This window comes from Pedobacter hartonius, from assembly GCF_900107535.1.
In the GTDB taxonomy this organism is placed as follows: Bacteria; Bacteroidota; Bacteroidia; order Sphingobacteriales; family Sphingobacteriaceae; genus Pedobacter; species Pedobacter hartonius.
Window position 1 is genome coordinate 661,846 of sequence record NZ_FNRA01000001.1, and the last position, 26,277, is coordinate 688,122.

Below are 26,277 nucleotides of genomic sequence, written 5' to 3' on the forward strand. Positions count from 1 at the left end.
CTTTTGCAGGAAATATGAGCACAATAATTAAACATCCCAAGAATTCATTCACCGTCATGAATGAATTAGTGTTACCCAATGATACCAATACGCTGAATAACTTAATGGGGGGCAGATTGCTGCACTGGATGGATATCGCCGCCGCGATTTCTGCACAAAAACATTGTAACAGGATCGTAGTGACAGCTTCTGTAGATAATGTTTCTTTCCAGCATGCAATTAAACTGGGAGATGTGATCACTATTGAAGCCAAAGTGACACGTGCATTTCATACTTCCGTGGAGGTCCGTATGGATGTATGGGCAGAAAACATTCCTTCGGGAAGCCGCATCAAATCAAATGAAGCTTATTACACTTTTGTTGCTGTAGACCAGAGCGGCAGGCCGATACCTGTGCCGGAACTGTCTCCTGAGACGGAGGAAGAGATTGAACTGTTTGCCGGTGCTTTAAGAAGACGGCAGATCCGCCTGATCCTGGCGGGTAAAATGAACGCTCATGATGCTAAAGAATTAAAAGCCTTATTCTTCAACGAATAACCGCTTCATTAAAACCCAAAGGCAGCTGTTTAGCTGCCCATTTCAAGAATTTTATCGAACTCTGTCGCCTTAAGCTGCATTACCGATAAACGTCCCTGTTTGACCAGGGAGATCTCTTTCAGGCTTTCTTCTGCCTTGATCTGCTCCAGGGAAACAGGATTTTTCAGGGTTTCTACCGGCGATAAATCCACCACTACCCAATTGGCATCATCTGTAGTTGGGTCCTGGTAGAATTCTCTTACTACTTTAGCTATCCCCACAACGTTCTTGCCCTCGTTACTGTGATAAAAAAGAACCAGGTCGCCCTCTTTCATCAGCTTGATGTTATTGCGGGCCTGGTAATTCCGTACACCATCCCAAAAAGTACGGCCGTCTTTATTAAACTGTTCCCAGCTGTATTTGAAAGGTTCTGATTTGACTAAGAAATAGTTCATTGTTGTTAAAATGCTTAATTGTATACTATGATGGAATAATGGTCAAAACTACTAAAACCGGACAATATCAGGGTGAATCAATGCGATTAATGTATCATTTTAAACAATAACTCCTTCAGCAGTTCCCCGTCTGTGACGTTGCCTGTACTGTCTACTCCTTTGCTTTTCAGGTCATATTCCCTCAGCAGACTGATAATATCGAAAGTTTTATTCAGGTTGTAATTCCGCGCTGCCATTTCGTAATCCTTTACAAAATATGGGTTCACCCCCAGTTCTTTGGCTGCATCATTCTTATTCTGAAGGTAATGATATTTAAGGATCTTGGAAAAGTAGGAGTTCAGATTGGCCATCACCATTACCATAGGGTTGGCTTTAGGGTTATCGGCAAAGTAGTTAATGATCTGATTTGATTTCAACACGTTACGGGAGGCCAGGGCCTTTTGCAGCTCGAACACATTATACTCTTTACTGATCCCGATATTCTTTTGAACCAGATCAGTATCAATAGTAGTTTCCTTACTGATATTCAGCATCAGTTTCTCCAGTTCATTGGAGATCTTGGACAGGTCTGCACCAAGATATTCGGCCATCAGGGCGGAAGCCTGCGGGGCGATCTTCATTTCCTTTTCTCTTACCAGGTCTTCGATCCACTGGGCAAGCTTATAATCCCTTACCGGGTCTGACTGAAAGACAAGCCCATTTTTTGTGACCGACTTGAAGATCTTCTTCCGCTTGTCAAAGTTGGCATATTTAAATCCCAGCACCAGTATCGTACTGCTGAGGGGATTTTCAAAATAATTCTGTACAAATTCGGCTTCTTTGCTGCTCCCCTCCGTTTCCTTAGACCATTTCAGGTCCTGTGCTTCCTTTACTACAATCAGCTGGTAGTCAGACATCATCGGATAACGTTTTGCTGCATTTAAAATCGTAGCCATATCCGTGTCCTTACCATACAACACCGTTTGGTTAAAGCCTTTTTCCATCTCAGTCAGAATATGCTGTTCCATATAATGAATGATCTGATCAATATAATAGGGTTCTTCACCATGTAAGAGGTAAACAGGCTTAAACTTTTTAGCTTTAAGGTCTTTTATAATATCGGAAGCAGTCATAAATTATTCCAAATGTAACCGCTTAAAACTAATTATTAAAGGTTATTTTTGCACAAATGGCATTTACCCCCACAGCATTAAACCTACCGCCGTACCCTTTCAAAATCACGTTGAAAGAAAATCAGCATTTCATCTTTGATGAAGTTAGAAAAAAGCACCTGGTTTTAACCCCTGAGGAATGGGTACGCCAGCATTTTATCCATTACCTGATCAGGGACAAAAAGTTCCCCAGGTCTCTGATACAGATTGAAGGCGGACTGAGCCTAAATCAATTACAAAAGCGTACTGACATCGTGATCTTCAATACCGCAGGAGAGAGAATTATGGTGATCGAATGCAAGGCACCTGCTGTTAAGATCTCGCAGGGAGTATTTGATCAGGCTGCAAGATATAATTCTGTACACCAGGCCAAATGGCTGGTGGTTACAAACGGGCTGAAACACTGTTATGCGCAGATTGATCATGAAGCTTCAAAGTTTTTGTTCTTTGAGGAGTTACCCGAATATGGCATGTTGTAATTATCCATCAGAAATTAAAATAATTTTAGAATAAGGCAACCGATAGTATGTACCTTACGTAAATGTATTTAGAACCAGACTTAATAACTACATAACGTGATCAAAGTACTTCTCGCAGATAAGCAAATATTAACCCGTGAAGGGGTCATATCCGTATTATCAAATCATCATGATATTGAGGTGCTGGGAACTGCGGCTTCCCCTGAAGAGCTAAAAAAAATGCTCTGGGCACTAAAACCTGATGTAATTATCATGGACCATAATTATGGACATGACTACTCGGCGAATGATATTCAAAATATCTACGCGTCATTTGACTTTGCACGGATTTTAATCCTGTCCAACAGGCAGCATAAGAACGATATTCTTGAGATCATCAATCACGGTATCAGAAGTTATGTATGTAAGGAGTCTTCCGTTGAAGAACTTCTAGAGGCCATTCATGCCACGGCCAGGAACGAACAGTACTATTGCAAAAAGACTCAGGAAACCCTCTTCGGTCATAAGCTGCCTGCAAGAAAGGCAGATGGCACTCCCCTGCTGTCTTACCGTGAAACGGAGATTATCCAGTTAATTGCTGAAGGTAAAGCCAACAAAGAAATTGCGGAAAAGCTGTTTCTGAGTGTGCACACGATTAAAACACACCGTAAGAATATCATCAAAAAACTGGGTTTTACCTTTAAACATGCTTCAGAATTAATTTTTCTGCTGAGTTATATTAACGACGTCTTTATTTAGACTGATTATTAATATACCCCCAGGGGGGTATTGCCATGCCCCGTTCCCGAATCTAAATTTGCGTTATTATAATAAGCAACTGATAACTCAAATATGAAAAGAACATTTACAGCACTCAGCCTTTCGGCACTGGTACTGATCGCAGCAAGCTGCAGTAAGGATTCAGACAATGGTGGAGATACCATTCCGGTTTATACTGTCCCGACAACCTATAATTTCTCAAATGTAGATTTTTCAGCTTCAACTACCCGCCTGGGAATGGCTACTGAAATGTCTAACCTGATGAAAAATGCAATCTCAGGCCCGGTTGACGGAGCAAAGCTAAAAGCGATGTTCAGCAATACAGGCGCACCATTTGCCACAGCTGCTTACAATACTTCAGGTATCCAGATCAAAGATCAGACTGCAGCCCTGTTCCAGACAGACGTACTGAGTTTTATTGACAGCCTCGTAAAGGTTAGCCAGTCTACCCAGCCAGCCAGCAGAGGAGTTGCAGGCGTGGGTAAAAACGCGGCAAATACACCTGTATATGCATTAACGGGCTCGGGCATCAACTATGCTCAGGTATTTAACAAAACCATCATGGGCGGACTGATCACCTACCAGATCGTAAGCAACTATATGGATGGTGGAATCAGCTCTTCAGTGAACAACACGACAGTTGTTACCGGAAGCGGAACGGCCATGGAACACAATTGGGACCTCGCCTTCGGTTACTGGAGCGTGCCTATCGACTTTCCAACCAATAAAACCGGCGTAAAATTCTGGGGAAGCTACAGCACCCAGGTAGATGCAGGCTATCCGGCCAATAAAACCCTGATGGATGCCTTCCTGAAAGGAAGAGCAGCGATCAGCAACAAGGATGATAAAACCAAACTTGCCCAGGCCACTATTATCCTGGAGGCCTTCGAAAAGCTAACCGCTGCAGCAGCCCTTCAGGAGGTAAAAGAAGTGAAAGAATCCATCAATGATAACATTGTAAGAAACAGCAGGCTTTCTGAATGTTACGGATTTGTCTACTCTTTGAAATACAATCCAAAGAAAAAAATCACTGATGCAAAGATCAATGAGATACTTGCTTTGTTCCCCAAAAACTTTTATGACCTGACCCCTGTCCAGCTGGATGCGATCAGGGATGCGGTTGCCGCACAATACGGATTTGAAAGTGTGAAAGACATTTTATAGTCTTCCCCAGGTTTCCCGAAAATCAGCCAGCCTCAGTAATAACCGGGGCTGGCTTTAAACAAAATTTACAATGCGAAAATCCATTTATGTAGCTTTAATCGCTGCTTCGACACTGATTGCTGTACAGTCCTGTAAAAAATCTGGCAGCTCCTCCTCTACTGATAATTCCTCGTCCTTTGACAATAAAGGCATGCTCAGGAACATCAGTACCAATATCATCTTACCGGCATACACCTCCTTCCAAACCGCCTCAGTCAATTTAGACGCTGCGGTTTCAGCATTTAACGCCAGTCCGGACAACACCAGACTTCTGGCGCTGCAGACAGCATTTCAGGCTACATATAAACAATGGCAGGCTGTCTCGGTCTTTGAATTCGGCCCGGCAGAGACCGCAACACTGAGAGTGAATGTAAACACTTATCCAACCAGTGTATCCCAGATCAGTTCAAATATCAGTTCAGGGACCTATGACCTCAGTACATTTGCCAATCTGTCGGCAAAAGGCCTTCCTGCAATGGATTATCTGTTATTTGGCCTGGGTGCTGATAATAGCTCTATTTTACTGATGTACACTTCCGACGCAGCAGCGGCGAACAGGAAAGCTTACCTGGCTAAACTGTCTGCAGAAATTAAAGCAGCGGCTACAACTGTTTTAACGGGTTGGTCCACTTATAAAGCAACTTTCGACGCTTCTGCAGGCACTGCAACTGGCAGTTCTACCAGTCTGCTGATTAACCAGTTGGTGTACGACTATGAGATCCTTAAAAATTACGAGGTTGGTGTTCCGGCTGGGGTACAGTCAATGGGCACTACCTTTCCAACAAAGGTTCAGGCCTATTACTCCAAAATGTCTGTCCAGTTGGCCATCCTGCACATACAGGCGATACAAAACATTTATCTGGGCAAAAGTACCCAGGGAGACGGATTGGGCTTAGATGATTATCTGGTCAAGGCAAATGCCAAAAAAGACGGAGCATCGCTAAACACCACTATCCAGAATCAGTTTGCAGCTGCACTAGCCAAACTGCAGGGATTAACAGATCCTTTGTCAGATCAGATCAAAACCAACCCCGCTGCTGTAACCGCCGCTTATACCGAGCTGCAAAAACTTACGGTATTGCTCAAAACAGATATGACCTCCTCACTGGGCGTTTTAATCACCTTTGGTGACAATGACGGAGATTAACACCTCAAAACACATAGCCCCGCTTGTCGTTCTACGGATGGCATTCGGGGTTATTATGCTCATCAGCACTGTCCGCTTTGTCTTAAGGGGGTGGATAGATGCATTTTATATTCATCCAAAGTTCCATTTTACATTTTATGGTTTCGGATGGGTAAAACCAATGGGGGCGACAGGCATGTATGCCCTGTTCTCATTGCTTATCATTGCCGCCATTTTCGTAACCATAGGTTTGTTTTACAGGACTGCTATCCTGCTCTTTTTCCTCTGTTTTACTTATGTAGAACTGATTGACAAAACCACTTATCTCAATCACTATTACTTTATCAGTGTCATGGCTTTTCTGATGATACTGGTTCCTGCAAACCGTTATTTCTCTGTCGATGTGATACGGAATCCCCGAATAAAAACTATCCGGGTTCCTGCCTGGACCATCAACATCTTTAAATTACAGCTCCTGCTGGTCTATCTTTTTGCCGGAATATCCAAATTAAACTATGACTGGCTCATTGCGGCCATGCCACTCCGCATATGGCTGCCGGCGAATAGCAATTTACCTGTCATAGGCGGCCTTTTAAGCAAGCTTTGGGTTGCTTATGCATTCAGCTGGTGCGGTGCGGTATTCGACCTTTTTATTGGTTTTTTACTGCTAAATCCCTCTACAAGGAAACCAGCTTATCTGATGGTGATCATTTTTCACCTGGTAACCGCCTGGCTCTTCAGGATAGGGATGTTCCCCTATATCATGATCTTTGTCACCATTATTTTCTTTTCAACGCAGACACATCTAAAGATCATCAGCGTGCTCAGAAAGATACTTCGGGCTGTAGCCGGGGAGCGGGAAACACCGGGTATACCTTATAGACTCTCTGTTTCCAAACGTAACGTTATATATGCCATTCTGATCCTTCATTTTACCATTCAGGCACTGCTGCCCTTCAGGTATTTACTCTACCCCGGAAGCCTGTACTGGACGGAAGAGGGCTATCGTTTCTCATGGCGTGTCATGCTGATGGAGAAAGGGGGAACAGCCTTCTTTCATGTTAAAGATCCGGAAACGGGCCTGCAATCTGAGATCATCAATGCACAATACCTTACGCCTTTCCAGGAAAACATGATGGCTACCCAGCCCGATATGATCCTTCAGTATGCACATTTGCTGGCCCGGGAATATCAAAAGAAAGGGATTAAACATCCTGTAGTTACCGCCGAAAGTTATGTCACGCTGAATGGAATCGGCAGCAGGTTATATATCGACAGTACCGTAAATCTGACGAACGAAAAAGAAACTTTTGACCACAAAAAATGGATCCTTCCATTTCATAGAAAATAAGAATGAAACACATCTTTACACTGATCTTTCTACTGTTAACTATCACTTCCTTCAACCTGTCGGCTCAAAACTTTACCGTACAAGGCCAGATTAAAACGGCTTCGGGCGAAGGTATACCAGGGGTTTCAGTGTCTTTAAAAAAAACACACCATTCCGCAGTGGGCGACCAGGCAGGAAATTACAGCTTAACAGGTATAAAACCGGCTGCCTATACCATGGAAATTTCTGCCGTCGGATACCAGCTGCTGGTCCGCACACTAAAAGTCAGCAGCAGCCTCACCTTAAACCTGGTGATGGAGGAATCGGTAAAACAGCTGCTTGATGTAAAAATAAGAGCCGAAGATGAAGAGACATTTGGCGTTACACGCTTAAAGGCAGTAGAGGGCACCACCATTAATGCAGGTAAAAAAAGTGAGGTCATTGTACTGAATGATGTGGTAGGCAATATGGCCACCAACAATACCAGGCAGATATATGCAAAGGTGGCAGGCCTGAACATCTGGGAAAATGATGGCGCTGGTATTCAGCTGGGCATCGGCGGAAGAGGATTAAACCCAAACAGGATTACCAACTTTAATACCAGGCAAAACGGATATGACATCAGTGCCGATGCACTAGGTTATCCCGAAAGCTATTATTCGCCCCCGGCGGAACTGGTAGACCGCATAGAAATCCTAAGGGGCGCGGCTTCCCTGCAGTACGGAACACAGTTCGGCGGACTGATCAACTTCAAACTTAAGGAAGGCCCCACCACAGACAAACCCATAGAGGTCATCTCCCGTGAAACAGCAGGGTCATGGGGATTTTTCAATACCACCAACAGCATTGCCGGTAAGATAAAAAAGGTGCAGTACTATGCGCTTTTCCAGCACAAGTCTGGCGATGGCTGGCGGCCAAATTCCGGTTTTAACGTAAACACCGGATACGCATCCGTAATTTATACCATCAATGATAAACTGGCCGTTACTGTTCAGTACACGCATATGAACTATCTTGCCCAACAGCCCGGCGGACTCACCGATGCGCAATTCGCTGAAGATCCGCGTCAGTCTGTAAGGGCCAGAAACTGGTTTAAAGTAGACTGGAACCTCGGCGCGGCAATTTTAGACTTCCAGATCAATGACCACCTGAAACTGAACTCAAGGTTCTTCGGCCTGTCAGCAGACAGGGATGCGCTGGGCGATCTGGATTTTATTAACCGCCCTGACCCTGGTTTGCCAAGAGACCTGTACAAGGATAAATACAGCAATTACGGCAATGAAACCCGCCTTTTGTATGCCTATAACATCAACAACAATCCGCAGAACCTTCTGTTGGGTGTGAGAGCTTACAGAGGCCATACTGACCGCCAGCAAGGGATCGGAAACGATGGCAGCACGGGTAATTCGTCCGACTTTGATTACGTGATCAGCGATGCCAATGCCTATTCAAAATACAATTTCCCGAATTACAACCTGGCTTTATTTGCTGAAAATATATTTAAGATCAGCCCAAAATTCAGCGTGATTCCCGGTATCCGGTTTGAAAACATCATCACCAAAGCCGACGGTTTTTATTCAAACATCAAAAAAGACCAGGCAGGAAATATTTTCTTTAGCGAGCAGATACAGGAAGACAGGAACAGCAGCCGGCGTTTTGTAATAGCTGGGCTCGGATTAAGTTATATGCAGAACGAGGCCATTCAGCTGTATGGCAATATTTCCCAAAACTACAGGGCCATTAATTTCAATGATATCCATTCTGCAAATCCAAATATCGTCACAAATCCTAATCTAAAAGATGAAAAAGGGTATTCTGCTGATCTGGGTATGAGGGGAAATATCTCCGGTATCTTCAATTATGATGTCAGTGCCTTCTTTATCAATTATAACAACAGGATTGGAACTGTACAACAGGTAGACCCGGTATCGTTCAATATTTACCGCCTGAGGACCAATGTTTCGCAATCCAGGAACCTGGGCCTCGAATCTTTTGCAGAGCTGGAGCTCCTGCACTTTATCACCCATGACATCACCAATAAGAATACAAGGGTATCCCTCTTCACTAACCTTGCATTGATCAACGCGCGTTATGTAAACAGTGATGAACCTGCTTATCAGAATAAAAAGGTAGAACTGGCACCAGACCTGATCTTTAAAACAGGGCTCTCCTTTCAGCATCAGAGATTTTCAGCCAGCTATCAGGTATCCTACACCAGCGAACAATTTACCGATGCCACGAATGCCATCTTTACAAGCAATGCTATCGATGGTTTAATCCCGGCTTATACTGTAATGGATCTTTCTGCGGAATATAAACTCAGTAAAGTTTTCACCATACAAAGCTCAGTAAACAACCTCGCAGACAAAAGGTATTTCACCCGCCGTGCTGAAAGTTATCCCGGACCCGGTATCATCCCTGCAGATGCAAGAAGCGTATTTTTAACGCTGCAGGTAAAATTATAAATGGTATATAGATCTTGACATATAGATATCTACACATCATGATACACGGACTAAGGAAAGAGAATTTATATAAATCCTGACTGGTAAAGCGCCATACATTGGATAAACCCTGTAAAAGGAAAGGTACTTCAATGCTGCTGAAGGGCAGCATTGAAGTACCTTTCCTTTTACAGCGAAGCCAAAGAATCTTCTATAATCTTTATCTTCGCATCCGCATCTGCCTTTTTATTCCGTTCATTCTGAATAATCTCCGGCTTGGCATTCTGTACAAAACGTTCATTACTCAACTTCGCATCCACAGACTTCAAAAATCCCTGCAAATAAACCAACTCCGCATTTAAACGTTCGCGTTCAGCCTCAACATCCAGCGTCTCATTTAGTTGAACAAAAAACTCATCGTTCCCAACCATAAACCCGGAAACGCCAGCTACTTTATCAGTCACAAAATCAACTTCGGTGACATTCGCCAGCTTAGAAATGATCGTTAGCCATTTATCATAAGCTATAGCAGAATTTACTTTTATGCTCAATGGCAGTCCCTCTTTTGGAGAGATCTGTTTCGTATTCCTGATGTTACGTACCTCGGCTACAATCCCTTTCACCACTTCCACATCTTTCAGTAAAGCAGCGTCAGCGGCACCCACAACCGGGTAGGGCGCTACGATAATACAATCCAGTTCTCCTTTTTCGCCAAATAGCTCATCATGCCAGAGTTCTTCTGTAATAAAAGGCATAAAAGGATGTAAAAGGCTCAGTACCTTTTCAAAGAAGCCGATCGTTGCTTTCAGCGTAGCCGCATCTACAGGATGCTGATATACCGGTTTCACCATTTCCAGGTACCAGGCACAGAAATCATCCCAAACCAGCTTATAGGTGATCATGAGGGCCTCCGACAGGCGGTACTGTTTAAAGTTCTCTTCAATTTCTGCCAGGGCTTCATTGAAACGGTTTTCAAACCACAGGATTGCCTGCTCATTGGGATTAGGAAGGCTGTCATCAACTTCCCATCCTTTAATCAGACGGAAAGCGTTCCATATTTTATTGGCAAAGTTCCTTCCCTGTTCACAGTAACTTTCATCGAACATCAGGTCATTTCCGGCAGGAGAGCACAATAGCATGCCTACCCTCACTCCGTCAGCTCCATATTTCTCAATCAAGCCAATCGGATCAGGGGAATTCCCCAGTGATTTAGACATCTTGCGGCCAAGTTTATCACGGACGATCCCCGTCAGGTATACATTTGTAAATGGCTTTTTGCCCATAAACTCATGTCCTGCCATGATCATACGTGCCACCCAGAAGAAAAGGATTTCAGGGGCAGTCACCAGGTCATTTGTAGGATAATAATAATTAATATCTTTATTACCAGGCTCTTTGAAGCCATTAAATACAGAGATGGGCCATAACCATGATGAAAACCAGGTATCCATTACATCATCATCCTGCCTGATAAAAGGAGCCAGCTGATGTTTGAACCCATGAGCTTCCTCTTCTGAGAATTTGCCATCGATATCTTTAACTTTCAGAAACTCATCCAGTGCTTCCTCTTTTGTTTTTGCTACCACCCAATTGTTTTTATCGTCATACCAGGCGGGAATACGTTGCCCCCACCATAACTGCCGGCTGATATTCCAATCCCTTACGTTTTCCATCCAGTGACGGTAAGTATTCACAAACTTTTCAGGGATCAGTTTCACCTCACCGTTCAGCACATCTGCAAGGGCAGGTTTTGCCATTTCATCCATCTTACAGAACCATTGCATCGAAAGTTTTGGTTCAATCGCTGCGTCGGTACGTTCAGAAAACCCTACCTGGGATTTGTAGTCTTCTACCTTATCCAGATGACCGGCTTCGTCCAGCAGCACTGCAATTTTCTTCCTTGCTGTGAAACGGTCTTCGCCCACCAGGATCACCGCCAGTTCATTCAGCGTACCGTCTTCATTCAGTATATCAATCACCGGGAGTTGATGTTTTACTCCAAGTTCATAGTCATTCAAATCATGTGCAGGTGTCACCTTCAGGCAACCCGTACCAAAATCCATCGTCACATACTCATCCTCGATCACCGGAATTTCGCGGTTGATCAGCGGTACAAAAACCGTTTTCCCTTTCAGGTGTGTATACCGTTCATCATTCGGATTGATACAGATCGCAGCATCGGCCATGATCGTTTCCGGACGTGTAGTGGCAATAGTTAAACACTCTACCGCAGCATCTGCTTTTGCGGGTGCGATAGAATATTTGATATAATAAAGTTTCTGGTTCACTTCCTTACGGATTACTTCCTCATCAGAAACGGCAGTTTTACCCGCGGGATCCCAGTTTACCATACGGATACCGCGGTAGATCTTTCCTTTTTTATAGAGATCAACAAAACAATCGATCACCGCTTCGGAAAGGTCGTCTTCCATCGTAAAACGTGTGCGCTCCCAGTCGCAGCTTGCTCCCAGCTTTTTAAGCTGGTCAAGGATGATGCCCCCGTATTTCTCTTTCCACTCCCAGGCATAGGCCATAAACTCTTCCCTGGTCAGGTCCTTTTTACTGATTCCCCTCTCCTTTAACATGGCCACTACCTTGGCCTCAGTAGCGATCGAAGCATGGTCTGTACCCGCTACCCAGCAGGCATTTTTCCCCTGCATCCTCGCACGGCGGATCATCACATCCTGGATGGTATTGTTCAGCATATGGCCCATGTGCAGCACACCGGTCACATTGGGCGGAGGAATTACAATCGTATAAGGCTCACGTTCATCAGGTTCTGAATGAAAAAAGTTCTTTTCCAGCCAATAGCTGTACCACTTATCTTCGGTTTCTGCAGGATCGTATTTAGTAGAAATGCTCATTAGTTTAAAAAAATATCGGGGTTGAATTACAAAAATAAGGTTTTTGAGGCAAAATCTTCAGGCTTTCCATTCTTCATCAAGAATAGCGTATTCAAAACTGTCCATCCACCCGGTTTTCAGCGGCAGGATCTGCCGTTTTCTGCCCTCCCGGGTCATGCCGGCTTTTTCAAGCACGCGGATAGATGCCAGATTTTCCACTGCACAGCCCGCTTCAATGCGGTGCAGCGTCAGGCGGCTGAAGCCAAACCTGATCACCGCCTGGATAGCTTCTGTTGCATAGCCCTTATTCCAGTGGTCAACATTGATCTTGTACCATACTTCAGCACTGTTAAATTTAGAGGAGGACAACTTCAGGGAGATCAGGCCGATGAAACCACCTTTCTCCAGCTCTACGGCGAAAGTATAGTTCTTTATCGTCCTTTTCAGATGATCATTTATCCAGCCATCTACAATAACATAGGTTTCTTCCAGATCCTTTGGAATTCCGAGTGTATTGTACTGATCTGTTTCTGCCAGGTGATGCAGCAGATGGATAGCCTCCAGGTCTGCCATTTCCACCAATCTCAATTTTAAGCGTTCCGTAAAAAATTTCAACTCAGCCATTTGTGTTCGTTGGGATTAAAGGTCAAATATACTAAATATGAAACAGGTCATAAATGCCCGAATAAACCAAAAATTTGATGTACATAATATAATTTTTCAAATCAACACAATAATAAATGTTAAAATATGTTAATAGTATGAATAGTCATCAGGCTATATAACTTGTTCCAGCTATGAAATCGATCAAAGTGTTTCTCCTTCCGGGATTAATCATCAGGAAGTTAGGTTTAACCAAAATCTATCATTGGTTCAATCGGTAATATTTTCATTAGAAAACTTTTCATTATCGGTATTTTATTAATTTCAGCCCTTACGATATCTTTTTAGAAGACCTGTTTCTTATTATTTTTTCATCATACCAGCCCAGGTTCATGCTAAGATATTTTTATGAACTGAAAATAATGAAACCTAAACACCTGAAAAACATCCTCGCGGCGCTGGGAATCCTGGCTGCAGGCTATTCCTCCTACGCGCAGAAAGCACCCAAAAAATTCATTGATCCGGCCAATATGGATCTGACAGTAAAACCCGGAAATGACTTTTATGAATACGCCAGCGGTACCTGGATCAGGAACAATCCGGTTCCGGCAAAAGAAACACGCTGGGGAAGTTTTAACGAACTGAGAGATTTTAATATCAATGCTGTAAAGAGTGTTGTAGAAGAGGCATCGGTCGACAAATCCGCCCCCGCAGGATCTGCAAAAAAACGCACAGGCGATTTTTATGCTGCTGCCATGGACAGCCTGACCATTGAAAAACTGGGCTATACCCCTATAAAACCAGATCTTGCAAGAATTAAAAAGGTTAAAGACCTGCAGGGCATCCTGAATGAAGCCACTTACATGCGCACTTCAGGTATTGCCTCCCCGATGTTTGGCTTCGGCGTTGAGCAGGACAGAAAAAACGTTACCAAATACCTTCCTTCAATGGTCCAGGGAGGCACCACCCTGCCAGATCGTGATTATTACCTGAAGGACGATAGCCGCTCACTGAAGATCCGCGAAGCCTACATCACCTATATGACTACGCTGTTTACCCTGACCGGCAGTTCAGCAGGCGAAGCTGCACAAAAAGCGAATACGGTGCTCGCGATGGAGAAATCACTGGCTGAAGCACAGATGCCGCGCCTGGAAATGCGTGATCCTTATAAAACCTATAATAAATTTACTGTTGCGGCATTTACGGCCACCACACCAAATATCAACTGGGCAGTAACCTTATCTGAACTGCAGGTACATGGACAGGACACCCTGCTGGTATCTGCACCAAAATTCTTCGTGGCCTTAGACGGAATGCTGAAAAGCGTCCCTGTGGCCAACTGGAAAATATACCTGGAATGGTCTGTTCTTAAAGGCGCAGCAGGCAACTTAAGTTCTCCCTTTGTAAAAGCCAATTTTGCCTTTACCCAGACCCAGACAGGACAAAAAATAGAGACCCCGAGATGGCAGCGCATGTCTTCTTTAACCGATAATGCCATTGGCGAACTGCTGGGGCAGTTATATGTAGCAAAATATTTCAAACCGGAAGCCAAAGCAAGGATGACCGAACTGATCAAAAATATGCGTGCGGCGTTTGAGATCCGTATCAAAGGGCTGGACTGGATGAGCGATGCAACCAAAGAGAAAGCCCTGGCTAAACTGCATGCTTTTGTACCAAAGATCGGCTACCCCGATAAATGGAAAACCTATGAGGGGCTGACCATTGCGCGCAATGCTTATTTTCAAAACTTAAGAAACGTAGGTGCATGGGAGTATAAAGACATGATCTCTCATCTGGGCAAACCGGCAGACCGTACGCGTTTCGGCATGACGCCTCCAACGGTGAACGCGTATTATAGCGCAACAATGAATGAAATTGTATTTCCGGCAGGAATACTGCAATTCCCTTTCTTTGCTCCTGATGCAGACGATGCCGTTAACTATGGCGGTATCGGCGCGGTGATCGGACATGAGATGTCGCACGGATTTGACGACAGCGGAAGCCAGTACGACAAAGACGGTAACTTACGGAACTGGTGGACAAATGAAGACCGTACCAAATTTGAAGCCAGGACAAAAGCCCTGGGAGAGCAGTTTGACAACTATACCGTACTGGATTCTATCCACGTCAACGGTAAACTGACGATGGGTGAAAACATAGGAGATCTGGGCGGAATGAACGTTGCCTACACAGCGTTTAAGCTGACCAAACAGGGCCAATCTAATGAGACCATCGATGGCTTTACTCCCGACCAGCGTTTCTTCCTTTCATGGGCGCAGGTGTGGAGGGGCAATATTCTTCCGCAAAGTGCTGCACAGCTGATCAAAACAGATCCGCATTCGCCGGGAGAGTTCAGAACGATCGGGGCACAGGTAAACATGGATGCCTGGTACAAAGCATTTGATGTTAAACCCGGGGATAAATTATATAAAAAACCGGAGGACAGGATCAGGATGTGGTAAATGGATACTACAATAAAAAGGCTCCCTCCGGAATAAACCGGCAGGGAGCCTTTTTATTGTAGTAGAGTTTCTTAAAACTTATACCCTATACCTGCGCCAAGCAACCAGGGGTTGATCTTCACATCTGCCTGGATATTTCCCAGCACCGGTGAAAGCTGAGGGCTTGCTGCAGGAGTTAAATTAGCAGCATCGACAGTTGCCGTAGTAGATAAAAAGATCTTTTTCAGGTCGATATTGATAAAGAATCTTTTGCTCACATCGTAATCTATACCCGCCTGTGCGGCAAAGGCAAACTTGTTTTTATAATCCACATTTTTTACTACAGGCCCCTGATCTGCATTATAAAATATGGTATAGTTAATGCCTGCGCCCAGGTATGGATTGAATTTCCCAACAGGATAATGGTATTGAAGCGTAAGGGTTGGCGGCAATAACCACACTTTACCCAGGTCGACACTGGCATTACTGCCCGCACCAATGGCACTGAGGTCTGACCCAACGGTACTTACCTTATGCCTGGTAGTACCCAGTATCAGCTCTGCAGCCCAGTGGCCGGTAAAAAAATAGGTGAAGTCCAGTTCAGGAATAAATGAATTAGAGATTTTGGCATCTCCTCCTATCACACCAATCGTGGCACTTTCCTGGGGCATCACCCCAACACCGCGAAGCCTGATTCTCCAATTGTAACGAGTTTCGGATGATTTACTCTCGGTTGACTGACCAAAAACACCCAGTCCAACAATCATCATTGCAGCAAATACGAATAAACTTTTCATAATAACGTGATTTATTTGAAGCAAATCTATCGTCACAATGCGGTTAAAATAATGTATCGCAACACAAATGAAAGTGATATTGCGCATAAAAATTTCAGAGAAGAGATATAATGCTTATTCCATATATTTTTCCCTGATCTTTTTAGGCAGCTTAGCGAGTACCAGTGCCCTCGATTCCGAAATCCTTCTTTTCAGCTCTGTGGCGGGCATCACCTCCAGGCCCATCAGTCCAATCCATTGTCCTTTAGCCAGATGCCATGCCTGTGTAATGCCATCACGGGCAACAAGCTCCTCAAATTCTTCAGGGTTACATTTTAAAGCCAGGCTTCCTGCTGTAAGGGAACTCATCACAAAAATCTTCCTCTCGATCATAAAGCAGAGGTTATCTTCCCATTTAACTTCTTCCGTTGTGCCTGGCAGGCTCAGGCAATATTCCCGAAACATTTCTATATCCATCATTAATAATTTAAGCTAATTTAAGTAAATAGGATAAATTTGCAGAAATGAATATCATCACCCCCACCGCAGACGGCTCTAACACCCTGTACAATGAAACCATTGGCGAGCATTACCACTCTAAACATGGTGCATTGCAGGAAAGTAAACATGTATTTATAGAGGCAGGGCTCAGGCATGCCGGGCAAAGCTTTCCGGGCGAGGCGATCACTATACTGGAAGTTGGTTTTGGAACGGGGTTAAACTTCCTGATGACATCAGCCTACGCGGAAGCGCAGCAGATGACGGTCAGTTATACAGGGATTGAGGCCTATCCCCTGACTAAAGAAGAACTCCTGTCCACCCTTTATGCCCAATATGTACCCGCTGAGATCTGGAATACCTTTATCAGCAATTATGAACAGGCATTGGCAGCGAAGGCAGTGCTGAATGCAAACCAGCAACTGACAATTGCACATACCACCCTTCAGGAATTTAACTCCCCTACCCTGTTCAAGCTGGTTTATTTTGATGCCTTTTCGGTACAGCATCAGCCGGAAATGTGGTCTGATGAGATCATTGGCCACGTTTGCTCATTTCTGCAGCCCGGAGGGATCTTTGTTACCTATGCGATCACCGGAAAACTGAAACGTGCACTTAAAAGTTTTGGTATGCAAATTGAAAAACTTCCCGGTGCCCCCGGAAAAAGGGAAATGCTGCGCGCAACCAAGATCGCGTGACAATACATTACATTTTAATTACATCATCCACGCTGAACAGCCCAAACATGTTATCCTGAAAATTGTTCCTCATACATCAAAGACAATAAGATGGATAAAAGAAAATTAGGGAGTACCGACTTACTGGTATCTCCGATAACCTTTGGAGGTAATGTTTTTGGATGGACGCTGGACGAAGCAAAATCTTTTGAGATACTGGATGGTTTTTTTGAGGCGGACTTCAATTTTGTTGATACCGCAGATACCTATTCCAGATGGGCGGATGGAAATGAAGGCGGCGAATCTGAAAAGATCATAGGCAAATGGATGAAATCCAGAAATAACCGCAGTAAAGTGATCCTGGCTACCAAGGTAGGCGGCGATATGGGCAGCGGAAAGAAAGACTTGTCGAAGGAGCATATCATAGCCTCTATTGAGGGATCGTTAAAACGCCTGCAGACAGATTATGTTGATCTTTACCTCTCACACTATGACGATCCGGAAACCCCTGTGGAAGAAACCCTTGAAGCGTATGACCAGTTGATCAGGGCTGGCAAGGTACGCTGGGTTGGCGCTTCGAACTTCAGTACAGAACGTCTGAAAGAATCCCTGGAAACCAGTAAAAGGTTAAGCCTCCCGAAATACCAGAGCTTTCAGCCCGAATATAACTTGTATAAAAGAGAGACCTTTGAAAAAGAATTTGAGCAGATCTGCCTGGATCATCATCTGGGGGTAACCGGTTATTATTCACTTGCCAGCGGCTTCCTGTCAGGAAAATACCGTTCCGAGGCTGATCTCGATAAAAGCAAGAGAGGCGGCGGAGTGAAAAAACACATGGATGAACGGGGCTTCAGGATCCTGAAGGCACTGGATGAAGTTTCTGAACAATACGATGCTACACCCGCCAGTATAGCCCTGGCCTGGTTAATTGCCAGACCGTCAGTTATAGCACCAATTGCCAGTGTTACGAGCCTCAATCAGCTCAGTGAGCTTACCAGAGCAGCAGCCTTAAAGCTGGACGTTGAGGATATTTCCATTCTGGATGAAGCAAGCGCCTGGTCATAAGACAGGTATTTCAATAAAATTTCGCACGATATGCCCTGCCCCTTAATTCTGGCAGGGCATTTGTCTTTCAGCAAGGTATACGCTTAATACGAACATTTTGATCAAAACCATTTACCTGCCCTTTTACGCCAAACTTGCGTTGGTCCTGTTTGCCATCATCTGCCTGGGTTACCTTGCGATTTTAGGCCAGACTATACTTGCACCGCTGCTGTCCTCATTTTTACTCGCCTTTTTATTACTGCCCCTGTGTAATTTCCTCGAGTTTAAGTGCAGGTTTAAACGAAGCCTGGCATCAATTGTTTCTGTCGTGATCATGATCGCCGTGATTGCGATGATCATGACCTTTCTTGCCAACCAGCTGAGTGACCTCGGGCAGGACTGGCCCTTGTTAAAACAACAGGCCATGCATTCCTTTGAGGAACTGCAGCACTGGGTCTCCAGAACTTTTAAGGTAAATGCGCATAAACAGATCGATTATTTAAAAAATAGTGCTGCAAATGCCATTGCCACCAGTGCTACGCTGGTGGGCGTCACTTTAATGACATTGTCTTCAACTTTTCTGTTTCTGGCCTTTTTACTGCTCTTCACCTTCTTTATTTTAAACTACCGCGGAATATTATATTCCTTTCTAAGAGCTGTATTCAAAGAAGAACACGAACAGAAAGTAAGTGATATTGTGGGGCAAATTCAGTACATCATCAAACGTTATATCCTGGGCTTATTTCTACAGATGTTGATCGTTACGGGACTGATGATGATCGTGCTTACCATCCTGGGTGTAAAATATGCCGTTCTGCTGGGGCTCATCACCGGGATCTTTAACCTGGTACCCTACGTCGGGATCTTTTCGGCCTTACTGATCAGCGTGCTCATCACCTTTGCCACGGCAGGAGGAGCGAAAGTTGTGCTGGTGATCATTGCTTTTGTAGCTGTACACGCACTGGATGGCAATATCCTGATGCCCCTGGTAGTAGGTTCAAAGGTAAAGATCAACGCCCTGTTCGCCTTTATAGGTATAGTAGTAGGGGAAATGATCTGGGGCATCTCAGGTATGTTTCTCTGCATCCCCTATCTGGCAATGTTAAAGATTATATTTGACAGGATAGATGAATTAAAGCCATGGGGTATTCTGCTGGGCGAAAAAATAAATCCTTCGAAAAAGAGAAAAGTTTACCGTATCACCAAAAAAATCAAACTGGAAGAACCAGAATAGAAAAATTGTACTTTTGCTTTCCAATTCATATCAGTTATGCCCAACACTATTCCTCCTGTAACAGCCACCGATCCATCATCAGCGTTTTTGAGATTGTTAATCATATTAGACTCACTGAGAACAGAGTGTCCATGGGACAAGAAACAAACAATGGAAACATTGCGCCACCTGACGATAGAAGAAACCTATGAGCTTTCTGATGCGATACTGGATGGCGACCTGCAGGAAGTAAAAAAAGAACTTGGAGACGTAATGATGCACCTGGTCTTTTATGCAAGGATTGCTTCCGAAACTAATGATTTTACAATTGTGGATGTTCTCAACAGCGTTTGCGATAAGCTCATCAACCGCCATCCGCATATTTATGGCGATGTGGAAGTGCAGGATGAAAACGATGTAAAACGTAACTGGGAGCAGATCAAGCTGAAGGAGGGAAACAAGTCTGTATTGGGTGGAGTTCCGGCCTCCTTACCCGCATTGGTTAAAGCCGGCAGGATCCAGGAAAAGGCACGTGGGATCGGTTTTGACTGGGATAATAAAGCACAGGTTTGGGAAAAAGTGGAAGAGGAACTGGAAGAATTTAAAAAAGAATACAATGTAGTAGAAAATGAGGCGATAGATATCGACAAAGCCGAAAGCGAATTTGGCGACCTCATCTTCTCCCTGGTGAACTACGCACGGTTTATCGGAATCAACCCCGAGAATGCGCTGGAGAAAACCAATAAGAAATTCATAAAGCGTTTCCAGTATATCGAGAGCAAAGCCCTGGAAAGCGGAAAAGCGCTTCAGGATATGACCTTAGCAGAGATGGATATTTACTGGAACGAAGCAAAGACGATGAAATAACCGGACAAGAGATATTTGCTGGCTTTCCCTGATCTTCCAGCCATGGGAACAGTCCCGGAGGATAGTTAAATCCATTGGCGATGTCAGATGCGATTGCTCCGTTTTATGAGGCTTCCCCCAGGATTTCAGCAACATGAGGAGCTGGCGGCAGTAGGAATATATCACTAAAGTGGTTTACATACTTCGAATAGTCCCAGAAAGCTTCAAAGGTCTTATCCATCCAGTGTGCATCGAAAGCAGCTGTACCATGTTCCAGGATAGACCTGGCATAGGCATCTGCCATTTTTATCGCATTGTTGCCGCCCTGGCCCACGATAGGATCATTGAGAATCACAGTATCACCCATTTCCAGAATAGCTGATGCTCCCAGCTGTAAGACGGGTTTACGCACAACAGCAGTAAGTGAACCCCTCAGGAAATTGTTATCAGCAAGTTCTGCATTTTCAAAAACGTCAAACCTCCAGGGTACAAGATTTTTAATGATCTCCTTACCTTTCTGAAGAATTTCTGCTCCTGATGTTGCTTCATCAAAAACATCAATAATACTGCCCGGAACAATTTCAATCAGGAAGAAGGCACACTGAACACCATCTTTGTGATAAAAGGGTGCGGTGATGATTTCGCCGGCTCCCATGATGTTATCAAGGGTTATGGCTGTAGTTTTGTTTTTCTCCGGTAGAATAAAATGCAGCATCAGTCCATAGGTCAAGCCCCAGCTGCCGTTCCAGTTCTATTGCATCGTTAAATAATAAGTGGCTCCGGTTGGAGGACCATTTAGTATTTCCTCAGGAGTCTTATCTGAAATAAGGGTAACATCATATTGACTTTTAAGAAGTTTGTTTGCCAGGTATAGGGCTGCCAGACCTGTGCCGATAATTGCTATTTTTCTCAATGTTTCTCTAGTAATATATGTTTGGTAAGCGTCAAACAAGGAGATTTATTGCTTTATCATTAATAAAAACAGATTGTAAAAATAATTAAAATAGAATACATTAATAATTATGAATATTTGAGACGGTCTTGTGTAAAAAAGGCTGCATCATTTCGTCAATGATACAGCCTTTTGTTAAGATAGCTGTTTCCTAAGCCTTAGGAATGCTTTTTCTTCATGGTCATTTTAGCCTTCTGGCCGATGCCATAATTATAATTTTTCGTGTTGCTTTCTTTCTTATCATGATAAGCTCCTCCACCTGCGGGTTCATCAGCCTTTGTTTTCACGATCCTGTTCTTATCCAAGCCCTTAGGTTTGGTATTCTTTTCAATCAGGATCTCTTCAGGAAGTTCTGAAAGCTCCATTTTCTGGCCGATAGACTGTTCGATCTTTTTCACCTGGATAAGTTCCATATCGGTAGCGAAAGTGATTGCCACAACCTCTTCAGGACTGTTCCTATTTTTAATGATGCGGCTTAAGAAAGTTTCTTTTTCTTCAGGAACTTCGAAGTGGAAAATGAAAGGGATTCCGTTTAAGTCCAAAGGCCCTTCGCCCTCATTTGCAACTACCAATACCCTTGCTTCAGGGTTCTGTTTAAAGTCTTCAAAATCGTCAAAACCCTCCTCATCAAAATGCAGCGGCTTTAACATGGAGAACTCCATCTCCTTAGCACTGGCAATACTTTTGGTTAGCTTTTGCGCAGTTAACCGTGAATTTACAAACACAACAACCTTTTCAAACACCTCCTCGTCACGCAGCAGCGTATGCAGCAAGTTGATCTTGGTTTTATAGTTCGGCACATGATACAGCACCTGTGTGACTGTTTCTACACTGGTATCACCAAAATCTTCTACTTCGATAACCGTTGGGAAGTTCAGGAACTGATCCGTCATTTTGGTCAGTTTCTCGTGGATTACCTCCGTAAAAACAAGGTGCTGGCATTTGCCAGCACTTCTGGCCAACTCACAAACCGGCAGCTGCATTCCCTGTTTGATGATCAGTTCTGCATCATCTACGATAAAGGTTTGCAGTTTACTCAGGTTTAAACCCAGCTTCAGATAGATGGCCCTGGCGCGGGTAGGTGTAGCTACCACGATATCGATACCCAAAACGAGCTCATTTACTTCGGCCTCTACTCCACCGGTACCGTAAAGCCCAACAATATTGAGGTCCCTGTTTTTGCTGAGTGACACAAACTGATCGATCACGGCAATTGCACGGTCTTTGTCGGCCACCAGGATCAGCACTTTTGGTGCATCATCCTTAGTGTATTTTAAACGCATTAAAACGCCAAGAATATAAGTTGTTGTTTTTCCTGATCCTTCAGGGCCTACAGCAAGCACATCTTGTCCTCCCAGAATTCTCGACATAGTTTTGGCCTGAATTTCTTTTGGGGTTAAGTAGCCGGCATCAGTCATTGCTGTTACCAGGGACTTACTCAGTTTTAATTTATCTAACGACACAGTTTTACAGTTAAAATGATATTGATGCAAATTTACGCAAATAAGCCTAATATCTGGTATAATCCCCGGAATTGATGAAAATGAACGTTATCCGGCACCTCTCAAATGCTGTTTTCTATCTGCCGCTAACAAACCGTGCCAACGGCAGGCATCCGCCAAACCGAATGATCATTATCCGGAAGCAGCTTTTTTTGTATAACAGACGCATTTTAAGATCATTCCGGCTTTACGGAAGTATGTAAGTCCAGGGTAAACCCGATGCAGGTCTGAGGTAACTTCGAGATTCAGGCCTAAACCCGGAGTTACCTCAGACCTGCATCGGATTTACTACAGAAAAAGATAAACGCATGTATAGTCAGTCTTTAATTCCGGAAGAAAAATCTATTTAAACCTGATTGCTTTCAGCGGAGAGACCCTGCTGACCAGCATAGAGGGTACAATGAGTACAACCAGGCAGATCACCAGTGTAGCAAGGTTCAGCAGCAGTACATCTGTCAAATGGAATTCAATTGGCACATAAGACAAATAATAGGATGACTGGTTGAGCTTAAAGACATGAGTAAACTGCTGTATAAAGCCCAGGCCTAAGCCCAGTACATTGCCCAGCAGCAAGCCGATTCCAACAAGGTAAACCGCATTGTACAGAAAGACCTTCATTACGCTGTAGTCTGTCATTCCAAAAGCCTTTAACATCCCGATCATATTGGTCCGCTCCAGTATCATGATTAGCAGGGCCGTGATCATATTGATCACACCCACGATCATCATAAGGATGAGTAATACCTTTGTATTTATGTCCAACAGTGACAGCCAGGTAAAGATATTGGGAAAGTATTCCTGTACGGATTCAGATTTCAGTTTGATTTCCAGGTTGGCATAGATCTCGTCAGATACCGGTTGCAGCTGAGAGAAGTTTTTCAGCCTGATTTCTATTCCCCCGATCTGGTCGGGCTCCCAATTATTTAAACGCCTGATGATGTTGATGTCTCCCAGAACAAAGCCCTTGTCAATTTCCTCTACACCGATATCGTAGATACCCACAATCTTGAATGGCCTTTTCCGCGGCGGGTTCTGTACAAAATACATGATAAAAGTGTCTCCTGTTTTCAGCTTAAGCCGGTTGGCCGTAAAAGCAGAGATCATGATTTCTTTAGTTGCCTTAACGCTATCTGTAAAATCTATGGTCCTACCGGTTACCAGGTGTTTCGTGATGTATGCCCAGTTAAAATTGCGGTCTATCCCCTTGAAATTAATCCCTTCCACTTCCTCATTTGCAGAGATAATTGCCGGTTTTGTGGCATATGACTGGAAATATACTATATTTTTGTTGTTTTTAAGATCGGAGATCGTTTTTGACGAAGGCACAAAAGGCGTAAGTTCAAAGGAATTGTTCAGATCCAGTTTGAAGATCCTCACATCCCCCACATACCCTCTCACCTTTTCCTGAATCTCTGTTTTAAAACCCTTAATAATAGCAACGGACAGCATCATAACGGCCAGACTGAGCATTACTCCCGAGATAGCGATACGGACGATCAGCTTAGAGAAAGTACGTTCAGATTTAATGGCGATGCGCCTGGCTATAAAATATTCTGTGTTCAAATTTTTTCAATAAACTGTAACTTAGCAAAAGTGGTTATTTGATTTTGAATTCAACCATAATTAATTAAAAAAGGTACTGAATGAAACTATTTTCCAAACTCATCTATCCCCTGGGTCTTTGTATGCTCGCTGTACAAGCCTGTGGTGCCAGTCCGAAACCAGCAGACGCTGCGGCGCAGTCAAATTCTTCAGTTAAAGCTGACAGCCTTAAAAAACCTGCTGAAGAAATACTCACCGGCGCTGCACAAACAGAGAAATATCTTCCTTTGCTCCGCGGAAAACGCGTAGGCATGGTGGTAAACCCTACATCTGTGATCGGAAAAATGACAGCAGTGGACAGCCTGATTAAAGTAGGCGTAAACATCGTCAAAATCTTTGGCCCGGAGCATGGTTTCAGAGGCGATGCGAGTGCCGGCATAACGGTAAACGACGCCATCGACGAAAAGACGGGGATTAAAGCCATATCATTATATGGCAAACATACTACACCTGGCGCGGAAGACCTTTCTGATATAGATATCATGGTTTTTGATATCCAGGATGTCGGCGTTCGCTTTTATACCTATATCAATACACTGCAGCATGTGATGCAGGGCTGTGCTGAGAACAACAAAGAACTGCTGATCCTTGACCGCCCTAATCCGAATGGTTTTTATATCGATGGACCCATACTTGATCCCAAACTGGTTTCAGGAGTTGGCCTGAAGCCCATCCCTATCGTTCACGGGCTTACCGTTGGAGAATATGCGCAGATGTTAAACGGTGAAGGCTGGCTGAACAATAAAGCCCAATGTAAGATTACTATCATTACAGTGGCAAACTATACGCATGATATGGCTTATGAGCTGCCGGTTAAACCCTCTCCGAATCTGAACACACAGCAATCTATTTTGCTATACCCTACATTATGCCTGTTCGAAGGAACCTATCTGAGTCAGGGACGCGGTACACAATTTCCGTTTACCGTTTTAGGTGCCCCGAAATTGAAAGGGAAGTATGATTTCTCCTTTACACCAAAAAGCATCAAAGGAATGGCTGAAACACCACTTCATCAGGATCAGGAATGTTATGGGCTGGACCTGAGAAATTATGATATTTCAAACATTAGAAAAGATAAAACGTTAAACATTAAATGGCTGATCGAGTTGTATAAAGCTTATCCTGACAAAGCCGACTTTTTCGACACAAAGCTGAGTAAGCAAATGGGTAATATTGATAAGCTTTCCGGTGTGTATACCTTAAAACAGCAGATCATCGCAGGTAAATCTGAAAAAGAGATCAGGGCAAGCTGGGAACCAGGATTGAGCCATTACAAGGAGATACGCAGGAAATACCTGCTGTATCCTTAACTAAAATCTACGAACATGAATAACGAACCTAAAAAGAAAAACGAAAAACCGAGCAGCAATTTCCAGGAACCAACTCCGAAAGGGAAGGTTGACGAGGGAGAGAAAGCTGTAAAAAAACCAGAGGATAAAGATTATACAGAAGATAACCCTGATTTTAAGAATCCCGCAAAACAACGCGAACGCGAAGAGCAGCCGGTAGATCCTATCAAAAAAGCGCCGACTAAAGATTAAGACAATCCCATTGAAATTTTAAATATTATTTTACAAAAGGTAGCAAATTTGCTACCTTTGTTGTATGAAGTACAAAGCGGTACTCAAGCTGCTTAAAGAAGATGGTTGGGAATTAAAAACCCAACGGGGGTAGTCATCTGCGGCTTCAGCATCCTTCAAAGCCTGGCAAAGTTACCTTGCCGGCACATTTGGGGGATATACCAAAAGGTACCCTGAATTCAATTTTAAAACAGGCAGGGCTTAAATAGCCCGCCTGTTTGATGTAATATTTAAATCA

The 26,277-nt window shown here is 43.9% G+C and carries 23 protein-coding genes and 1 pseudogene; 15 read left to right on the forward strand and 9 right to left on the reverse strand.

Annotation, left to right across the window (positions count from 1 at the left end; all coding sequences use genetic code 11):
- The first annotated feature begins 14 nt into the window (after positions 1-14).
- Positions 15-536, forward strand: coding sequence for an acyl-CoA thioesterase (locus BLW16_RS02975; RefSeq protein WP_090555011.1), 522 nt, complete (start codon positions 15-17; stop codon positions 534-536).
- A 29-nt stretch (positions 537-565) separates the two neighbouring features.
- On the opposite strand, the gene BLW16_RS02980 is transcribed toward BLW16_RS02975, so the two are convergent.
- Entirely contained in the window at positions 566-970 is a 405-nt protein-coding gene (locus BLW16_RS02980) for an EVE domain-containing protein (protein ID WP_090555013.1), read from the reverse strand.
- A gap of 86 nt (positions 971-1,056) precedes the next feature.
- Positions 1,057-2,082, reverse strand: a complete 1,026-nt coding sequence (gene holA / locus BLW16_RS02985) for a DNA polymerase III subunit delta (protein ID WP_090555015.1) — start codon at positions 2,080-2,082, stop codon at positions 1,057-1,059.
- Between the two features lie 56 nt (positions 2,083-2,138).
- On the opposite strand from holA, the gene BLW16_RS02990 reads away from it, so the two are divergent.
- From BLW16_RS02990 to BLW16_RS03015, 6 genes are all read left to right on the forward strand, one after another.
- Entirely contained in the window at positions 2,139-2,600 is a 462-nt protein-coding gene (locus BLW16_RS02990) for a type I restriction enzyme HsdR N-terminal domain-containing protein (RefSeq protein ID WP_090555017.1), read from the forward strand.
- A gap of 96 nt (positions 2,601-2,696) precedes the next feature.
- Positions 2,697-3,338, forward strand: a complete 642-nt coding sequence (locus BLW16_RS02995; RefSeq protein WP_090555019.1) for a response regulator transcription factor — start codon at positions 2,697-2,699, stop codon at positions 3,336-3,338.
- A gap of 93 nt (positions 3,339-3,431) precedes the next feature.
- Entirely contained in the window at positions 3,432-4,523 is a 1,092-nt protein-coding gene (locus tag BLW16_RS03000) for a DUF4856 domain-containing protein (RefSeq protein WP_090555020.1), read from the forward strand.
- A gap of 70 nt (positions 4,524-4,593) precedes the next feature.
- A complete protein-coding gene (locus BLW16_RS03005; protein WP_090555021.1) occupies positions 4,594-5,709 on the forward strand; it encodes an imelysin family protein in 1,116 nt (371 codons plus the stop codon).
- On the forward strand, positions 5,696-7,039 hold the full coding sequence (locus BLW16_RS03010) for an HTTM domain-containing protein (RefSeq protein WP_090555022.1): 1,344 nt from the start codon (positions 5,696-5,698) through the stop codon (positions 7,037-7,039). The genes BLW16_RS03005 and BLW16_RS03010 overlap by 14 nt, the downstream gene beginning before the upstream one ends.
- Positions 7,040-7,041: 2 nt before the next feature.
- The gene (locus BLW16_RS03015; protein ID WP_090555023.1) at positions 7,042-9,483 is read left to right on the forward strand and encodes a TonB-dependent receptor domain-containing protein; all 2,442 of its coding nucleotides are present in this window, start codon (positions 7,042-7,044) and stop codon (positions 9,481-9,483) included.
- A 167-nt stretch (positions 9,484-9,650) separates the two neighbouring features.
- Here the strand turns inward: BLW16_RS03015 and BLW16_RS03020 are convergent, their stop codons facing one another.
- Entirely contained in the window at positions 9,651-12,326 is a 2,676-nt protein-coding gene (locus tag BLW16_RS03020; RefSeq protein ID WP_090555024.1) for a valine--tRNA ligase, read from the reverse strand.
- 57 nt (positions 12,327-12,383) lie between these two features.
- Positions 12,384-12,929: a GNAT family N-acetyltransferase gene (locus BLW16_RS03025; protein WP_090555025.1), complete on the reverse strand. Its 546-nt coding sequence runs from the start codon at positions 12,927-12,929 to the stop codon at positions 12,384-12,386.
- Between the two features lie 401 nt (positions 12,930-13,330).
- Between BLW16_RS03025 and BLW16_RS03030 the strand changes: the two genes are divergently transcribed.
- On the forward strand, positions 13,331-15,370 hold the full coding sequence (locus BLW16_RS03030; protein ID WP_090555191.1) for a M13 family metallopeptidase: 2,040 nt from the start codon (positions 13,331-13,333) through the stop codon (positions 15,368-15,370).
- Between the two features lie 71 nt (positions 15,371-15,441).
- Here BLW16_RS03030 and BLW16_RS03035 read toward each other — a convergent pair whose 3' ends face one another.
- Together BLW16_RS03035 and BLW16_RS03040 are read right to left on the reverse strand one after the other, a co-directional pair.
- Positions 15,442-16,146: an OmpW/AlkL family protein gene (locus BLW16_RS03035; protein ID WP_090555027.1), complete on the reverse strand. Its 705-nt coding sequence runs from the start codon at positions 16,144-16,146 to the stop codon at positions 15,442-15,444.
- A 114-nt stretch (positions 16,147-16,260) separates the two neighbouring features.
- Positions 16,261-16,605: an MmcQ/YjbR family DNA-binding protein gene (locus BLW16_RS03040; RefSeq protein ID WP_090555029.1), complete on the reverse strand. Its 345-nt coding sequence runs from the start codon at positions 16,603-16,605 to the stop codon at positions 16,261-16,263.
- 44 nt (positions 16,606-16,649) lie between these two features.
- Between BLW16_RS03040 and mnmD the strand changes: the two genes are divergently transcribed.
- The 4 genes from mnmD (at position 16,650) to mazG (ending at position 20,424) form a co-directional block, all read left to right on the forward strand.
- Entirely contained in the window at positions 16,650-17,321 is a 672-nt protein-coding gene (mnmD, locus tag BLW16_RS03045) for a tRNA (5-methylaminomethyl-2-thiouridine)(34)-methyltransferase MnmC2 (protein ID WP_090555031.1), read from the forward strand.
- 90 nt (positions 17,322-17,411) lie between these two features.
- Positions 17,412-18,365, forward strand: a complete 954-nt coding sequence (locus BLW16_RS03050) for an aldo/keto reductase (RefSeq protein WP_090555032.1) — start codon at positions 17,412-17,414, stop codon at positions 18,363-18,365.
- Between the two features lie 97 nt (positions 18,366-18,462).
- Positions 18,463-19,578: an AI-2E family transporter gene (locus tag BLW16_RS03055; protein WP_317039932.1), complete on the forward strand. Its 1,116-nt coding sequence runs from the start codon at positions 18,463-18,465 to the stop codon at positions 19,576-19,578.
- A gap of 36 nt (positions 19,579-19,614) precedes the next feature.
- Positions 19,615-20,424: a nucleoside triphosphate pyrophosphohydrolase gene (mazG, locus tag BLW16_RS03060; protein WP_090555034.1), complete on the forward strand. Its 810-nt coding sequence runs from the start codon at positions 19,615-19,617 to the stop codon at positions 20,422-20,424.
- Between the two features lie 103 nt (positions 20,425-20,527).
- Here mazG and BLW16_RS03065 read toward each other — a convergent pair whose 3' ends face one another.
- The 3 genes from BLW16_RS03065 to BLW16_RS03080 form a co-directional block, all read right to left on the reverse strand.
- Positions 20,528-21,118 (reverse strand): styrene monooxygenase/indole monooxygenase family protein, encoded by a 591-nt coding sequence (locus BLW16_RS03065; RefSeq protein ID WP_139298247.1) that lies wholly within the window; start codon positions 21,116-21,118, stop codon positions 20,528-20,530.
- 395 nt (positions 21,119-21,513) lie between these two features.
- The gene (locus BLW16_RS03075; RefSeq protein WP_175470469.1) at positions 21,514-22,818 is read right to left on the reverse strand and encodes a DEAD/DEAH box helicase; all 1,305 of its coding nucleotides are present in this window, start codon (positions 22,816-22,818) and stop codon (positions 21,514-21,516) included.
- A 381-nt stretch (positions 22,819-23,199) separates the two neighbouring features.
- Positions 23,200-24,420 carry an ABC transporter permease gene (locus tag BLW16_RS03080; RefSeq protein ID WP_090555040.1) on the reverse strand — a complete coding sequence of 407 codons (1,221 nt, stop codon included), beginning with the start codon at positions 24,418-24,420 and terminating at the stop codon, positions 23,200-23,202.
- Positions 24,421-24,500: 80 nt separating this feature from the next.
- On the opposite strand from BLW16_RS03080, the gene BLW16_RS03085 reads away from it, so the two are divergent.
- From BLW16_RS03085 to BLW16_RS23975, 3 genes and pseudogenes are all read left to right on the forward strand, one after another.
- The gene (locus BLW16_RS03085; RefSeq protein ID WP_090555042.1) at positions 24,501-25,769 is read left to right on the forward strand and encodes an exo-beta-N-acetylmuramidase NamZ family protein; all 1,269 of its coding nucleotides are present in this window, start codon (positions 24,501-24,503) and stop codon (positions 25,767-25,769) included.
- A gap of 15 nt (positions 25,770-25,784) precedes the next feature.
- On the forward strand, positions 25,785-26,000 hold the full coding sequence (locus BLW16_RS03090; protein WP_090555044.1) for a hypothetical protein: 216 nt from the start codon (positions 25,785-25,787) through the stop codon (positions 25,998-26,000).
- A 134-nt stretch (positions 26,001-26,134) separates the two neighbouring features.
- Positions 26,135-26,248: pseudogene (locus BLW16_RS23975) on the forward strand (type II toxin-antitoxin system HicA family toxin); the annotation flags it as partial.
- Between the last annotated feature and the right edge of the window lie 29 nt (positions 26,249-26,277).

Bases quoted from the DNA above. Each gene is read 5' to 3' on its own strand.
- BLW16_RS02975 (WP_090555011.1), top strand. From the start codon at position 15: ATGAGCACAATAATTAAACATCCCAAGAATTCATTCACCGTCATGAAT.
- BLW16_RS02980 (WP_090555013.1), bottom strand. From the start codon at position 970: ATGAACTATTTCTTAGTCAAATCAGAACCTTTCAAATACAGCTGGGAA.
- holA (WP_090555015.1), bottom strand. From the start codon at position 2,082: ATGACTGCTTCCGATATTATAAAAGACCTTAAAGCTAAAAAGTTTAAG.
- BLW16_RS02990 (WP_090555017.1), top strand. From the start codon at position 2,139: ATGGCATTTACCCCCACAGCATTAAACCTACCGCCGTACCCTTTCAAA.
- BLW16_RS03000 (WP_090555020.1), top strand. From the start codon at position 3,432: ATGAAAAGAACATTTACAGCACTCAGCCTTTCGGCACTGGTACTGATC.
- BLW16_RS03005 (WP_090555021.1), top strand. From the start codon at position 4,594: ATGCGAAAATCCATTTATGTAGCTTTAATCGCTGCTTCGACACTGATT.
- BLW16_RS03010 (WP_090555022.1), top strand. From the start codon at position 5,696: ATGACGGAGATTAACACCTCAAAACACATAGCCCCGCTTGTCGTTCTA.
- BLW16_RS03015 (WP_090555023.1), top strand. From the start codon at position 7,042: ATGAAACACATCTTTACACTGATCTTTCTACTGTTAACTATCACTTCC.
- BLW16_RS03020 (WP_090555024.1), bottom strand. From the start codon at position 12,326: ATGAGCATTTCTACTAAATACGATCCTGCAGAAACCGAAGATAAGTGG.
- BLW16_RS03025 (WP_090555025.1), bottom strand. From the start codon at position 12,929: ATGGCTGAGTTGAAATTTTTTACGGAACGCTTAAAATTGAGATTGGTG.
- BLW16_RS03030 (WP_090555191.1), top strand. From the start codon at position 13,331: ATGAAACCTAAACACCTGAAAAACATCCTCGCGGCGCTGGGAATCCTG.
- BLW16_RS03035 (WP_090555027.1), bottom strand. From the start codon at position 16,146: ATGAAAAGTTTATTCGTATTTGCTGCAATGATGATTGTTGGACTGGGT.
- BLW16_RS03040 (WP_090555029.1), bottom strand. From the start codon at position 16,605: ATGATGGATATAGAAATGTTTCGGGAATATTGCCTGAGCCTGCCAGGC.
- mnmD (WP_090555031.1), top strand. From the start codon at position 16,650: ATGAATATCATCACCCCCACCGCAGACGGCTCTAACACCCTGTACAAT.
- BLW16_RS03050 (WP_090555032.1), top strand. From the start codon at position 17,412: ATGGATAAAAGAAAATTAGGGAGTACCGACTTACTGGTATCTCCGATA.
- mazG (WP_090555034.1), top strand. From the start codon at position 19,615: ATGCCCAACACTATTCCTCCTGTAACAGCCACCGATCCATCATCAGCG.
- BLW16_RS03065 (WP_139298247.1), bottom strand. From the start codon at position 21,118: ATGCTGCATTTTATTCTACCGGAGAAAAACAAAACTACAGCCATAACC.
- BLW16_RS03085 (WP_090555042.1), top strand. From the start codon at position 24,501: ATGAAACTATTTTCCAAACTCATCTATCCCCTGGGTCTTTGTATGCTC.
- BLW16_RS03090 (WP_090555044.1), top strand. From the start codon at position 25,785: ATGAATAACGAACCTAAAAAGAAAAACGAAAAACCGAGCAGCAATTTC.